The 13724-nt window shown below is 74.7% G+C and carries 12 protein-coding genes and 1 pseudogene; 1 reads left to right on the top strand and 12 read right to left on the bottom strand.

The window, feature by feature from the left end; all coding sequences use genetic code 11:
• Positions 1-15: 15 nt before the first annotated feature.
• From ACGFI2_RS15990 to ACGFI2_RS15970, 5 genes and pseudogenes are all read right to left on the bottom strand, one after another.
• Complete coding sequence (locus tag ACGFI2_RS15990) at positions 16-1617, bottom strand: acyl-CoA carboxylase subunit beta (RefSeq protein WP_393516848.1); 1602 nt, start codon at positions 1615-1617, stop codon at positions 16-18.
• Positions 1614-2783: an acyl-CoA dehydrogenase family protein gene (locus ACGFI2_RS15985; protein WP_393516845.1), complete on the bottom strand. Its 1170-nt coding sequence runs from the start codon at positions 2781-2783 to the stop codon at positions 1614-1616. Before ACGFI2_RS15985 ends, ACGFI2_RS15990 begins: the two co-directional genes overlap by 4 nt.
• Positions 2780-4459 (bottom strand): acyclic terpene utilization AtuA family protein, encoded by a 1680-nt coding sequence (locus ACGFI2_RS15980; RefSeq protein WP_393516842.1) that lies wholly within the window; start codon positions 4457-4459, stop codon positions 2780-2782. Before ACGFI2_RS15980 ends, ACGFI2_RS15985 begins: the two co-directional genes overlap by 4 nt.
• The gene (locus ACGFI2_RS15975; RefSeq protein ID WP_393516839.1) at positions 4456-5250 is read right to left on the bottom strand and encodes a TIGR03084 family metal-binding protein; all 795 of its coding nucleotides are present in this window, start codon (positions 5248-5250) and stop codon (positions 4456-4458) included. The genes ACGFI2_RS15980 and ACGFI2_RS15975 overlap by 4 nt, the downstream gene beginning before the upstream one ends.
• Positions 5251-5389: 139 nt before the next feature.
• Positions 5390-5992 (bottom strand): annotated as a pseudogene (locus ACGFI2_RS15970) (TetR/AcrR family transcriptional regulator); the annotation flags it as partial.
• A gap of 119 nt (positions 5993-6111) precedes the next feature.
• Here ACGFI2_RS15970 and ACGFI2_RS15965 point away from each other — a divergent pair.
• Positions 6112-8151 carry an aminotransferase class I/II-fold pyridoxal phosphate-dependent enzyme gene (locus ACGFI2_RS15965; RefSeq protein WP_393516836.1) on the top strand — a complete coding sequence of 680 codons (2040 nt, stop codon included), beginning with the start codon at positions 6112-6114 and terminating at the stop codon, positions 8149-8151.
• A gap of 13 nt (positions 8152-8164) precedes the next feature.
• On the opposite strand, the gene ACGFI2_RS15960 is transcribed toward ACGFI2_RS15965, so the two are convergent.
• The 7 genes from ACGFI2_RS15960 to ACGFI2_RS15930 all read right to left on the bottom strand — a co-directional run bounded on the left by ACGFI2_RS15960 (position 8165) and on the right by ACGFI2_RS15930 (position 13695).
• The gene (locus ACGFI2_RS15960) at positions 8165-8935 is read right to left on the bottom strand and encodes a class I SAM-dependent methyltransferase (protein WP_393516833.1); all 771 of its coding nucleotides are present in this window, start codon (positions 8933-8935) and stop codon (positions 8165-8167) included.
• A 4-nt stretch (positions 8936-8939) separates the two neighbouring features.
• Positions 8940-10007, bottom strand: coding sequence for a radical SAM protein (locus tag ACGFI2_RS15955; RefSeq protein WP_393516957.1), 1068 nt, complete (start codon positions 10005-10007; stop codon positions 8940-8942).
• Positions 10008-10041: 34 nt separating this feature from the next.
• The gene (locus ACGFI2_RS15950) at positions 10042-10830 is read right to left on the bottom strand and encodes a class I SAM-dependent methyltransferase (RefSeq protein WP_393516830.1); all 789 of its coding nucleotides are present in this window, start codon (positions 10828-10830) and stop codon (positions 10042-10044) included.
• Entirely contained in the window at positions 10827-11321 is a 495-nt protein-coding gene (locus ACGFI2_RS15945; protein ID WP_393516827.1) for a hypothetical protein, read from the bottom strand. The genes ACGFI2_RS15950 and ACGFI2_RS15945 overlap by 4 nt, the downstream gene beginning before the upstream one ends.
• A 2-nt stretch (positions 11322-11323) precedes the next feature.
• The gene (locus ACGFI2_RS15940; RefSeq protein ID WP_181570765.1) at positions 11324-11785 is read right to left on the bottom strand and encodes a glycosyltransferase; all 462 of its coding nucleotides are present in this window, start codon (positions 11783-11785) and stop codon (positions 11324-11326) included.
• A 72-nt stretch (positions 11786-11857) separates the two neighbouring features.
• The gene (locus ACGFI2_RS15935; RefSeq protein ID WP_393516824.1) at positions 11858-12601 is read right to left on the bottom strand and encodes a metallophosphoesterase family protein; all 744 of its coding nucleotides are present in this window, start codon (positions 12599-12601) and stop codon (positions 11858-11860) included.
• Positions 12602-13017: 416 nt separating this feature from the next.
• On the bottom strand, positions 13018-13695 hold the full coding sequence (locus tag ACGFI2_RS15930; RefSeq protein WP_088976469.1) for a Crp/Fnr family transcriptional regulator: 678 nt from the start codon (positions 13693-13695) through the stop codon (positions 13018-13020).
• Positions 13696-13724 lie beyond the last annotated feature (29 nt).

Raw genomic sequence — 13724 nt, 5'->3', positions numbered from 1 at the left:
CCTCGCGCTCACGGGTCACATCCGGAAGACGCCGAAACCGTCGGCGCCCCTCACCGGTCCGCTGTGGATCGCCGACAGGCAGAGCCCGAGGACGGTACGGGTGTCGCGGGGGTCGATCACCCCGTCGTCGTAGAGCCGGCCGGAGAGGAACAGCGCCCCGGACTGCGACTCGATCTGCTGCTCGACCATCATCCGCATGGCGGCGTCGGTGTCCTCGTCGTAGTCCCGGCCCCGGGCCGCGGCGGCCTGCCGGGCCACGATCGACAGCACGCCGGCCAGCTGCGCCGGCCCCATCACCGCCGACTTCGAGTTCGGCCAGGTGAACAGGAACCTCGGCTCGTACGCCCGGCCGCACATGCCGTAGTTGCCGGCGCCGTAGGAGGCGCCCAGGTTCACGGTCAGGTGCGGAACCGTCGAGTTCGACACCGCGTTGATCATCAGGGCGCCGTGCTTGATGATGCCGCGCTGCTCGTACTCGGTGCCGACCATGTAGCCGGTGGTGTTCTGGAGGAAGACCAGCGGGGTGTCGGCCGCGTTGGCGAGCTGGATGAACTGCGCCGCCTTCTGCGCCTCCTCGCTGAACAGCACCCCCCGGGCGTTGGCGAGCACGCCGACCGGCCAGCCGTGCAGCTCGCCCCAGCCGGTCACCAGCGCCGTGCCGTAGCCGGGCTTGAACTCGTCGAACGCGCTGTCGTCGAGCACCCGGGCCAGCACCTCGCGCGGGTCGAACGGCACCTTGAGGTCGGCGCTGGCGATGCCGAGCAGCTCCTCCGGGTCGTACCGGGGTGGCAGCGGGGACAAGGTGCGCGGCGGCGGGCCGCCCTTGCGCCAGTTGAGCCGGCGGACGCACTGCCGGGCCAGCCGGATCCCGTCCCGCTCGTCCTCGGCGAGGAAGTCGGCCAGGCCGGACGTGCTGGCGTGCATCCTCGCCCCGCCCAGCGACTCGTCGTCGGTCACCTCACCGGTGGCCATCTTCACCAGCGGTGGCCCGGCCAGGTAGACCTGCGACCGCTCTCGGATCATGATGGTGAAGTCGGACATGCCGGGCACGTACGCGCCGCCGGCGGTCGCGTTGCCGAAGACCACGCTGACCGTGGGGATCCGCGCCGCGGAGAGCCGGGTCAGGTCGCGGAACACCCGCCCGCCGGGGATGAAGATCTCCGCCTGGGTGGGCAGGTCGGCGCCGGCCGACTCGACCAGGTTCACCATCGGCAGCCGGTTCGCCAGCGCGATCTCGCCCGCCCGGCGGGTTTTCGCCAGCGACCACGGGTTGATCGCGCCGCCGCGTACCGTCGGGTCATTCGCCACGATCAGGCACTCCACGCCCTCGACCACGCCGATGCCGGTCACCGTGCTGGCGCCCACCGGGAAGTCCGTGCCGTACGCGGCCACCGGCGACAGCTCCAGGAACGGGCTGTCCTGGTCGAGCAGCAGCTCGATCCGCTCCCGGGGGAGCAGCTTGCCGCGCCCGTGGTGCCGGGTCACGTACTTCTCCCCGCCCCCGGCCCGGGCCTGGTCGAGCGCCGCGTCAAGCTCGGCGAGGCGCTCCAGCAGCGCCTCCCGGTTGGCTCGGAACACGGGAGAGGCGGTGTCGATGGCGGTGTCGAGTGTGCTCAAAGGCCCATGCCCTTCGCGATGATCTCGTTCATGATCTCGGTGGTGCCGCCGCCGATGCCGAGGATGCGGGCGTCCCGGTAGTGCCGCTCCACCTCGGCGTCACGCAGGTAGCCGAAGCCGCCGTGCAGTTGCAGCGCCGCGTCGACCACCTGATCGCAGGCGGCCACCGCCACGTTCTTCGCCATCGCCACCTCGGTCACCACCGGCTGCTTCGCGGCCACTCGCTCGGCCACCTCGTGCACGTACGCCCGGGCCGCCTCGGCGCGGGTGTGCATCTCGGCCAGCCGGTGCCGGACGAGCTGCCGGCTCGCGAGCGGACGGCCGAACGTGGAACGGTCCCGGCACCACCGCACGGCCAGGTCGACGCAGCGCTGCGCGGTCGCGTACGCCTGGGTGGCGAGCGAGAGCCGCTCGGCGGCGAACTGCTGCATGATGGCCAGGAAGGCGGTGTCCTCCGGGCCGACCCGGTTCGCCACCGGCACCCGGACGTCGGCGAAGGACAGCTCGGCGGTGTCCGAGCAGTGCCAGCCCAGCTTCTCCAGCCGCCGGCCCACGGTGAACCCGGGCGAGCCCTTGTCGATCACCAGCAGGCTCAGCGAGCCGGAGCCGGGAAAGTCGGTGCAGACCGCCGTGGTCACGAAGTCGGCCCGGACGCCGCTGGTGATGTAGGTCTTCGACCCGTTCACCACGTAGTGATCGCCGTCGCGTACCGCGCAGGTGCGGATGGCGGCCACGTCCGAGCCGCCGTCCGGCTCGGTGATCGCCAGCGCGCCGATCATCGTTCCGGCCAGCGTCGGCCGGACGTACTTCTCGACGAGATGCTGCGGGCCGCCGGCGCCTGAGCCGGCGGTGTCGCCGCAGGCGGCGACGATGTGCGGCAGCGCGATGCCGTGCGTGAACAGGGCGGCGATCAGCCCGGACGAGCCACCCGAGCGGATGATCTCCTCGGTGACCACGATCGAGTCGAGCAGGTCGCCCCCGCTGCCGCCCACCGACTCGGGGAAGCCGATGCCGAGCAGCCCGATCTTCGCGGCGGTCTCGTGCAGCGACCGGGGCACCTCGCCGGCCCGCTCCCAGTCCGCCAGGTGCGGCAGCACCTCCCGGGTGACGAAGGCGCGGGTCAGCTCGCGCAGTTGGCGGCGCTCCGGGGTGTCCACGATGGTCACGCCGACACCTCCGCCGGCAGGTCGACCACCCGGGCGCGGAGCAGCTCGCCGAGCGCCTTGGCCTGCGGGTCGAACCGGGTGGACGCGGCCACGCCCGGACCGAGCAGCCCGCGGATCACGAAGTTGACCGCGCGCAGGTTCGGCAGCTCGTACCGCTCGACGGTAAGTGTCGCCGTCTCCGGCAGCAGGTCCGCCAACCGCTCCACCGTGAGCCAGCCGCGCAGCCAGGCCCAGGTGGCGTCGGTGCGCGCCCAGACGCCGAGGTTGGCGTCGCCGGCCTTGTCGCCGGAGCGGGCGCCCACCACCTCACCCAGCGCCCCCCGCCGGGTGAGGTGCAAGGAGGGGCCCCCTGTCAACGCCTGGTGCATACCAGGGGGCCCCTGCAAACCACCACTCACCACGGGCGGCGGCGGGATCGGCACCCGCTCGCCGGAGGGGAGCACCGCGACGTGCGGCACCGCGTCCTGCGCGACGGTGTCGGCGGTGAACACCCCGTACGGCGCCGCGTCGCCGGGCAGCGTGGTCAACGTGCAGCCCGGGTAGGAGGCGAGCGCCAGCTCCACCGCGGCCGCCGAGAACGCCCGCCCGGCCCGCGCCTTGTCGCCGTCGCGCAGGTGTACGTGCAGCAGTGCGCTCGCCGTCTCGGTGTCGGCGGCGTCCGGGTGGTCGGTGCGGGCCAGCGTGAACTCCAGCCCGTCCTTGCCGACCGCCTCCTCCAACTGCCCCCGGACCAGGGCCGCCTTGGCCGGGATGTCCAGCCCGCACAGGACGAACGTCATCGAGTTGCGGAAGCCGCCCAGGTTGTTGACGCCGACCTTGAGCGTGGCCGGCGGCGGCGTGCCGCGCACCCCGGAGACCCGGACCCGGTCCGGGCCCGCCTGTTCCAGCCGCACCGTGTCCAGCCGCGTCACCACGTCCGGCCCGAGGTAGTCCGGCCCGCCCACCTCGTACAGGAGCTGGGCGGTGACCGTCTCGACGGTGACCGCGCCGCCGGTGCCCGGGTGCTTGGTCAGCACCGACGACCCGTCCGGGTGCAGCTCGGCGATCGGGAAGCCGGGACGGTGGCCGCCGTCCGGCAACTCGGTGAAGAAACTGAAGTTGCCGCCGGTGACCTGCGCCCCGCACTCGATCAGATGCCCGGCCACGGTCGCTCCGGCCAGCGCGTCCAGGTCGTCCCGGGTCCAGCCGAAGCGGGCGATCGCCGGCCCGACCGCCAACGACGCGTCGGTGACCCGGCCGGTGACCACCACGTCGGCGCCGGCGTCGAGGCAGGCCGCGATCCCGAACGCGCCCAGGTACGCGTTCGCGGTCAGCGCGTCCGGCCGCTGGAGCGCGTCGCCCTCGACGTACCCGACGCGCACGTCGAGGCCGAGCCGCGCGGCGAGTGACCGGACCGCGTCGGCCAGGCCGGCCGGGTTGACGCCGCCGGCGTTGGTGACCAGCGTGACCCCGCGTTCCAGCGCGGTGCCGAGCACGCCCTCCAGTTGCCGCAGGAAGGTCTTCGCGTAGCCGAGCGACGGGTCGCGCATCCGGTCCCGACCGAGGATCAGCATGGTCAGCTCGGCCAGGTAGTCGCCGGTCAACACGTCCAGCTCGCCACCGTCGAGCATCTCCCGCCAGGCGGCGGAGCGGTCGCCGTAGAAACCGGACGCGTTGCCCACCCGCAGCACGCTCATGGGTGCGCTCCGCCCGCCGGCTCCCGCTTGCCGCCGGGCGGGCCGGCGAACGCCTGGGCGACGTCCAGCCACTCGTCCGCGACCGGCCCGGTGGCGACCAGGGCCAGGTCGGCTCGGTTCCGGCGCTGGGTGACCAGCAGGCAGAAGTCGAGCGCCGGCCCGGTCACCCGGTCCGCCGCGTCCGCCGGCCCGAACGCCCAGACCTCGTCGCCCGCGGGTGCGGTCAGCTCGACCCGGACCGGGTCCGTCGGCACCGCGCGGCCGTGCGCGGCGAAACCGTGCCCGAGGGTACGGAAGCCGAGGTGGGCGACGTGCCGAAGTCGGGCGGTCGGGGTGCGGGTGACGCCGAGCGCGTCGGCGACGTCCTCGCCGTGCGCCCAGGTCTCCATCATTCGGGCGGTGGCCATCGAGGTGGGCGACATTCGGGTCCCGTACCAGGGCAGCTTCTCGCCGGCCGGGGTGGCGGCCAGGGCCGTCACGAGCGCGGCCCGGCCGTCCCGCCATCGGGCCAGCAGCGCGGGCGGCGGGGCGAGGAAGGACTCCGTCCCGTCCTCGACCAGGCGGGACAGGTCCGGCGCGGCGGTGACCGAGGCGAAGAACGCCGACTCGTCGGTGGCGGCCAGGTGGGCTACGTGGTCGGTCCAGGCCAGGTGCGCGATCTGGTGCGAGACGGTCCAACCCGGTGCGGGTGTCGGGCGCTCCCATCCGTCCGCCGGCAGTTCCGCGACGAGCGCGTCGAGCTGCTCGGACTCGGCGGCCAGGTCCGCGAGCAGGGCGGTCAGGTCGACCATGGTGCCTCCGGGCGAGTTGTGCCGGTCAGGGGCTTCGGGTCAGGGCGGCTTCGCCGCCCGACGGGCCGGCGGTGGGCGGGCCGGTGTCGGCCGGCCCGGGTCCGGCCGAGCGAGCGCCGAGCGGGCCGGTGGTGGTGACGGGGGTGAGCAGGGCGGCGAGCTGGCGTTTCCAGGTGTGCAGCAGGGCGGTGCGGCGGGCCGAGTCGTCGTTGAGCAGGTTGGCCACGCCCAGCCCGCGCAGCAGGTCGAGGGTGGCCTGCACCGCCTCGCGGACGCCGGGGCGGCTCTCGTCGACGCCGAGCAGCTCGACGGTGAGCCGGTGCATCTCCCGGCCCACCGTGGCCTCCAACGGCACGAGCGCTTCGCGCAGCTCGGCGTCGGTGCGGGCGGCGACCCAGAGTTCGAGGGCGGCGACGAAGAGCGGCCCGGTGAAGGCCGCGCCGAGCAGGTCGATCACCCGGTCCAGCCGACGCGGGCCGGCCGGCAGCGCGGCCGCCTCGGTGCGCAGCTCCGCCGCCCGGCGGTCGGCGAGGTGGGCGACGGCGGCGGTGACCAGGGCGGCCTTGGTGGGGTAGTGGTGCAGTTGCGCGCCCCGGGAGACGCCGGCCCGGGCGGCCACCACCGTGGTCGTGGTGCCGGACCAGCCGTGCTCCACCAGGCACTCGACGGTCGCCTCCAGCAGCCGGGCCTGGGTGGCGCGGCTGCGTTCCTGCTGCGGGACGCGGGTCGGTGCGGTGGGCACGGGGACAGCGTCCCGTCCCGGAAACAAACAGTCAAGACTGACTTTTTCTGCGGCCGACATCCGACACCGCCGGCGGCCGGATTCGGCGATACTGTGCTCCGTCCACGGGGAGGCACGACATGGATGAATTCGTGCTGGTCGGCGGCTCCGGGTTCCTCGGCACCGCGACCGCCGAGGCGCTGCTGGCCGCCGGCGCGCGGGTGACCACCGTGGACCGCCACCCGCCGGCCGAGCCGAACACCGCCGCCGGCCTCGACTGGATCCGGGTGGACCTGCTCACCGACGACCCGCCCGAGCTGCCGCCCGGCGTCGTCGTGGTGCTGCTCGGCGCGAGCGAGCCGCGCCCCCGCCGCCCCTGGACGCTACCGCTGGACAACGCCGTCAGCACCGCCCGGCTGCTGCCCCGGCTGGCCGGCCGCCGGGTGGTGCTCACCTCGTCCGTCGAGGTCTACGGCGCGGCTGCCGGGCCGCTGTCCGAGGACACCACGCCCGAGCTGCCGTGGACCGTCGAGGAGATCGACGACTGGTGCGCGCTCGCCCGCGAGTTGGCCCGGACGCCCTGCCCGCCCTGGCGGGCCGCCCCGCTGGCCCGCGCCATGGCCGACGCCGACCCCACCGGCCGCTGGACGTACGCGATGGCGAAGCTCGCCCAGGAACGGCTCGTCGCCGGCGCGGTCGATCCCGACCGGCTCACCGTGCTCCGGCTCGCGAACGTGGTCGGCGCGGGACAGCAGCGGGTCGCCACCAGACTGATCCGCCGGGCCCGCCAGGGACTGCCGCTGCCGGTCACCGCCGACGCCGTGCGCAGCTTCCTGCCCGCCGGCGCCCTCGCCCGGCTGCTGCTCGACGGGACCGGTCCCGGCGTCTGGAACGTCGGCGGAGAGCCGGTGCCGCTGGCCGACCTCGCCACCTGGATCCGGGACCTGTGCGGCTCGTCGGCGCCGCTGCTGACCGTGCCCCGCCGGACGCCGGACAGCTCCGGCCTGGTCGTCACCGACAAGCTGACCGCCGCCGGTCACCGGATCGGTCCGCTCCGGACACACCTGGCGGCGCTGGTCGCCGAGGTGGACGACGACCGGGCGCCCCTGTTCCGGCCGCCGTTGCCGGTCGTCGTACCGCCCCCGCCGGCCTACCCCGAGCTGGTGGCCGCCCGCCAGCAGGAGGCGCTCGCCAGTGGCGAGGTCAAGCACGGCAACCGGTGGACCCGGGAGCTGACCGAGCGGCTGGGCAAGGAGCTGGAACTCGACGACGACCACCGGGTGCTTGTCACCGCGTCGGGCACGGCCGCGCTGCGGATCATGGTGGCCGCCACCGTCGGCCCGGCCCGGCCCGGCGACGTGGCGGTGCTGCCGTCGTACACGTTTCCCGCGACCGCGGAGATCCTCGTCCAGCTCGGGTACGCGCTGCGCTTCGTCGACGTGGACGCCGCGACCTGGACGCTTGCCCCGGCGGCGGTCGCCACCGCGATCGGGCGGGGTGGCGTACGAGTGGTGCTCTGCGTCGACACCTTCGGCAACCCGTGCGACTACCCGGCCCTGCGGGCGGTCTGCGACCCGGCCGGGGTGGCGCTGCTGGCCGACTCCGCAGCCGCCCTCGGCAGCCTGCACCAAGGGCGCCCGGTGGCGCAGCAGGCGCTGGCCCACTCGTACTCGATGAGCTTCGCCAAGGTGGTCTCGGCCGGCGGGGCCGGCGGCGCCCTCGTGCTGCCCGCCGACGCCGCCGAGGCGGTGCTCGCCTCGCCGGCCGGCTGGACCCGCTCCGAGCTGATGAACGAACTGCACGCCGTGGTCGCGGTCGACCAGCTCGCGGAGCTGGACACGCTGGTCCGCCGCCGGGCCGAGGTGGCCGAGGTGTACGCGGCCGCCGCCCGCACCCTGCCGGTGGAGTTCCAGCAGGTCCGCCCCGGAGACCGGCACTGCTGGGTGCACTGGGTGGCCCGGATCGCCCACCGGGACCGGGTGGCGGCGGAACTGGCCGCCCTCGGCGTGCAGACCAAGCCCTACTTCGCGGCGATCCACCACGGCCCGCTCGGCGGCGGCGAGCGACTGCCGGTGACCGACCGGCTGGACGCCGAGGCGCTGGCCCTGCCCATGTCGTCGGAACTCACCGTGGAACAGGCGGAACGGGTCGTCGCCGCGCTGCGCCGCTGCCTGGGCTGAACCGACGCGTCGGTCAGGCCGGGGAGCGGCGGCCGGTCACCAGCAACTGCTTGCCCGCGTCGGCGAGGACCGGGTCGTCGCCCAGCCGGCGCTCCAGCGCCAGCAGCGCGTCCCGGTCGGCGGCGAGCCGCTCGGCCAGCCCCGCCCGGCCCAGCGGCCCGGCGCTGACCAGCAGGCCGGCGCTGCGGACCTCGACCAGGCCGGCGGCGGTGAACGCGGCCTCCAGCCGGGCGCGGTCCAGCAGGTGCAGGTCGGCGGCGTGCCCGTCGGAACGCCAGACGCCCCGGCGCCGGGCCAGTCGGTCCACCGCCTCGTCGCCCCGGCCGGCACCGACCAGCTCCAGCACCAGGCCCACCAGCGAGTCGACAAGCACGGCCAGCACCCCGCCCGGACGCAGCCAGCCGGCCAGGCGCCGGACCGCGTCCTCGGGATCGGCGGTGTACTGCAAAGAACCCATCGCCAGCACCGCGCCGGCCGTGGCGGGCAGCGTGACGTCCGTCATCGAGCCCTCGACCAGGGTGAAGCCGGGGCCGGGCGGGCGGCGGCGCAGCTCGGCGATCATCCCCGGCGCCTGCTCGACGCCGGTCACCTGATGGCCCAGGTCGAGCAGCCGCCGGGCCCAGCGGCCCACGCCGCAGCCGGCGTCCACCACCGGCCCGTCCGGCGGCAGCAGCGCCCGCACCCGCTCCCACGCCAGGTCGTCGTAGGCGCGCCGGTGCGGCACCGCGAAATGCTCGTCGTACCCGGGGGCCAGCGCGTCGTACAGCGGCTGGCTCGGGCGCATCGGCTCAGACAAGGCTGCGCCGCCCGCGCCGCCACTGCCGGTCGGCCAGATAGGTGCCCGGTCGCCAGCGCAGGTTGAGGCTGTAGTTGCTGCCGCACCCGACGCACTCCTTGCGGAACAGCCGCGCGTGCTCGGCGCGGTATTCCGGGGCGTCGACGATCTCGGCGATCGGACGCTGCCGGACCGAGGCGGTCGGGTCGTGCGCCCAGCAGCCGCCGATCTCCCCCCGGGAGTGCACCATCAGCTTGAGCTGCGACTCGGCGCAGGGCAGGTCACGTTGCACCAGGTCGTCGAAGTGCCCGCGCAGGTAGCGCAGCTCCGAGTAGCGCGGCAGCCACCGCCGATCGAGCCGGGCCATCGCCTCCAGCTCGGCCAGCGCCGCGTCGAGCCGGTCGCCGGCCACGTCGGTCTGCCCGGTGACCGCGTCGGTGCGGAACAGGAACGTCCGGTCGGTGACCAGGTTGAGATAGAGCGCCACGCCCAGTTCCTGGGCCAGCGCCGCGATGCCCGGCAGGCTGTCCACGTTGTCCCGCATCACGGTGAAGTTCATCCGCACCTTCAGGCCGAGCCGGTCGCGCTCCGCGATCAGGTTCCGCAGGTGCCGGGTCGTCGTCTCGAACGCGCCGAGCCGGCCCCGGATCCGGTCGTGCACCAACGCCGTCGGGCCGTCGACGGAAACGTTGAAGCTGCGTACGCCGGCGGCGAGCACCTCCGCCAGGACCGGTGGGGTGAGCCGGATGCCGTTCGTGTTCAGATGCAGGTGGCGGACCCCCACCTCGCGGGCGTACGCCATCAGGGCCAGCGCGTCCGGCCGGATCAACGGCTCGCCGCCGGTGAAGTTCACCTTGTGGATGCGCAGCGCGACGAGTTGGCGCAGCACGTCCCGCCACTCCTCGGTGGACAGCTCGCCCCTGGTGTTGGTGGTCCAACAGCCGCAGCTCGTGCAGCGCAGGTTGCAGTTGTCGGTGAGGAACAGCTCGGCGACCAGCGGCCGTACGTGCAAGCCGGGCGCGACCCGCTCCTTGACCGCGAGCCGGCCGAAGAACCACGCCAGCCGGGCGGTGTCGGCCATGCTCACGGGCGCCTCCGGGCGGTGTCGGCGTTGCTCACGGGCGCCTCCGGGCGACGACGAAGAGGTTGGCCGAGCGGAACAGCCGGCCGTCGAGGTGGATGCCGCGCTCCAGCAGGCGGCGTACCGGCCCGCCGGTGAGCAGCGCCGGGATCTGCAACCACCGCCAGAACAGGTTGGCGCCGGTCACCGTGGTCGGCGCGAAACCCGCCGCGTCCAGCAGGCGGAGCAGGTCCGGCGTGCGGTAGTTGGTGTGCCGGTCCCGCCCGACCGACATGTCGCCGCGCAGGTCGTCGGAGAGGTCGGCGAACCGGCTGTGCCACACCCGCGACCCGAACCGCCACGAGTAGACCAGGCGGTGCAGCCGGGGGAAGTCGAACTTCGCGTTGTCGGGGTCGAGGAAGCTGAAGACGTGCCGGCGCGGCACGGTGAGCACCAGCAGCCCACCGGGGGTGAGCACCCGGTGCGTCTCGGCGAGCAACGCGGCCTCGTCGGGCACGTGCTCCAGCACGTCGAGCAGGCTGACCGAGTCGAAACGGCCGTCGGCGAACGGCAGCGGCCCGCCGACCCGGAGCCGGTGCAGCGGCAGGCCCGGCCGGCGGGCGGCCAGCTCGGCCAGGTAGCCCGGGTGCGGGTCGGCGCCCTCGCAGGCCACGGTGCCGTGCTCGTGCAGCACGCCGAGGAAGTCACCGGGACCGCAGCCCAGGTCGAGGTGGCGGCCGGTGCGGCCGGCCAGCGCCGCCCAGGCGAACGCGTACCGGCGCAGCGGGTGGGTGGCGAACGGCGGGGCGCCCGGCCGGCGGGTCACCTCGTCGGCCCGGCTCATCGGACCAGCCGGGCGCAGAGCGCGTCCAGCGTGGCGGCCAGCCGTTCGCCGTCGACCGCGCCGGGCAGCGGCCGCTCGGCGACCAACCGCCGCTGCCGTTCCGGGTGCGCGGCCACCACGGCCGGCAGGTCGGCCACGTCCCACACCGCGACCACCCGGCCCGAGGTTTCCTCCTCGCGCAGGTAGGCGACCTGGTGGTCGTTGCCCATCTCGCCCCGCGCCGCCTCCCGGGCCACCGCGACCGGCACCCGGCCGAGCCGCTGGACCAGGCGGACGGTGTTCCCCGCGTGGGTGATCACCACGTCGGCCGCGGCCAGCCGCTCCCGCAGGTCGTCCAGGGGCAGGAGCGGGGCGTGGGGGCACGGCGGGATCACCGTCGAGGTGCCGGTCTGGACGAACACCTGGTGTGCGGCGCAGAGCGGCGCGACGGCGCCGACCAGGCGGTCGAACGGCCAGGGGCCCATGCCGACGGTGACCAGGAGACGGGCCATCGTCAGTAGAGCTCTCCGATGAGCACCGCGCGGGGGCGGGACGCCAGCAGCGCGGGGCGCTGCACCAGCACGGCGGCGGCGAGCCGGGAGCAGAGCCGGGCGGCGGCGCCGGCGGGCCCGGTCATGTTGAACGTCTCCAGCCACAGCGACGGCACCCGGAGCAGGCGGGCGGCGAGGAAGACGCCGACGGCCACCCCGGTGCCGGCCGACACCACCACGTCGGGTCGTTCCCGGCGCAGCAGCCGCAGGGCCCGCCAGGTCGCCGGCAGCACCCGGAGCCGGGTGCGGGTGGACAGCTCGGGCCGCCAGTGCACCCGCTGGCCGGCCAGCGCCACCTCGGTGTCGGGGGCGCGGACCGCCACCCAGACCGGGTCGTGCCGCTCCCACCAGGGGCGCAGGGCGAGCAGGTCCAGCAGGACGCCGCCGCTGCTGGAGACGAGGAGTATCCGGTACCGCCGGCCCATCACGTCACGCTATCGCAGAGCGACGGATCAGGACTGCCCGTCCACCCTGGACGGCAGTCGGCGGCGTACGGGTCAGCGGCCGTCCCGGGGCCCGAAGACGGTCAGGGCGTCGAGGTCGGAGTATCGCCCGCGCAGGTACTCGTCGACCCACTGCACCGCCTCCGGGAAGCCGGATCCGGCGGCCACCCGGTCGGCGGCGGCGTCCACGTCGAACCGGGTGCGGCGCAGCTGCACGCCGGGGCCGAGCAGGGCCCACCAGGCGCCCGCGCCCCCGTACGGCATGCCGACGCTGCCCGGGTTGACCACCAGACGGCGGTCGACCAACCGGGCGAACGGCATGTGGGTGTGCCCGCAGACCACGGTGCCGACCTCGGGCGGCAGGCCGGCGAAGACCTCGGCCCAGCGCTCCGGCCGCGAGTCGACCAGCACGACCTCCTCGTCGTCGCGAGGCGTCGCGTGGCAGAACAGCACCTCACCGAGGCCGGTCACCGGCAGCGTGACGTGCGGTGGCAGCGCGGCCAGCCGGGCCACCTGGTCGTCGCGGAGCTGCCCGGCGGCCCAGTTGGCGACCTCGAATTCCGACGGCTTCCCGGCCCGCGCCTCGACCAGCTCCCGCTCGCCGTTCCCGCCGACCCAGCGGGCGCGGTCGCCGAGCGCGGCGAGCCGGTCCAGCACCTCGACCGGCTGCGGGCCGGCGGCCAGGTCGCCGGTGAGCACGATCAGGTCGGCGGCGGCCACGTCCGGCTCGGCCAGGACGGCGTCCAGCGCCGGCAGCACACCGTGGATGTCGGAGAGGACGGCGACGTGATCGACCATCGCCCCAGCCTGCGCGGCCGGCGACGGGACGTCCAGCGATTCTGCGCCCGGCAGAGACTCCCGGCCGCCGGGCCGGTCCACCCGTCGGAATCGGCTCGGTCGGGTTCGGCCCGGTCGGGATCGGCCCGGTCGGGATCGGCCCGGTCGGGTTCGGCCCGGTCGGGATCGGCCCGGTCGGGATCGGCCCGGGTGGTACCGGCCGCCGTCCGGACGGCCCGGGACGGAACCGGCCTGGCCGGCGAGGGTCCGGACGTAACACGGCTATGGTCGTGGGTCCGGACGGAAGGCGGCCATGGTCGGCGATGGTCCCGACGGAACCCGGCCATGGCCGGTGAGGGTCCGGACGGAACGCGGCCCGGACCGCGCGGGGCGGGTCCGGGCCGGAACGGAGCCGGGAGCGACCCGGCGGTGAGCTGTCAGACGCGCGCGCGGCGGGCCAGACGCTCCGGGTCGAGGATGATGATGCTCTTGCCGTCCAGTCGCAGCCAGCCGCGGGAGGCGAAGTCGGCGAGCGCCTTGTTGACCGTCTCCCGGGAGGCGCCGACGAGCTGGGCGATCTCCTCCTGGGTGAGGTCGTGGGTCACCCGCAGCACGCCGCCGTCGCGGGTGCCGAACCGGCCGGCCATCTGGAGCAGGTTCTTGGCGACGCGGCCCGGCACGTCCGTGAAGATCAGGTCGGCGAGTGAGTCGTTCGTCCGGCGCAGCCTGCGGGCCAGCACCCGGAGCAGCTGCTCGGCGATCTCGGGCCGGTTGTTGAGCCACGGCCGCAGGGCCTGCTTGCGCAGCCGGACCAGCCGGGTGTCGGTGACCGCGGTGGCGGTAGCCGTCCGCGGGCCGGGGTCGAACAGCGACAACTCGCCGACCATGTCCGACGGGCCCATCACGGCGATCAGGTTCTGCCGGCCGTCCGCGGCGCGGCGGCCGACCTTGATCTTGCCGGACAGGAGGATGTAGAGACTGTCGCCGGGCTCGCCCTCGTTGAAGACGACCTCGCCCTTGCGGACGTCGATCGTCTCCATCTCCTTGGCGAGCGCCTCGGCAGCCTCCGGGTCGACACCCTGGAAGATCCCGCTGCGGGCCAGTACCTCGTCCATCGCGCACCTCCGCCTGCGCGTGCCGTCCG

This window comes from Micromonospora sp. NPDC049282, from assembly GCF_043197045.1.
Classification (GTDB): Bacteria; Actinomycetota; Actinomycetes; order Mycobacteriales; family Micromonosporaceae; genus Micromonospora.
Note: the sequence above shows the minus strand (reverse complement) of the source record. Positions and strands in the feature narration are given on the sequence as shown.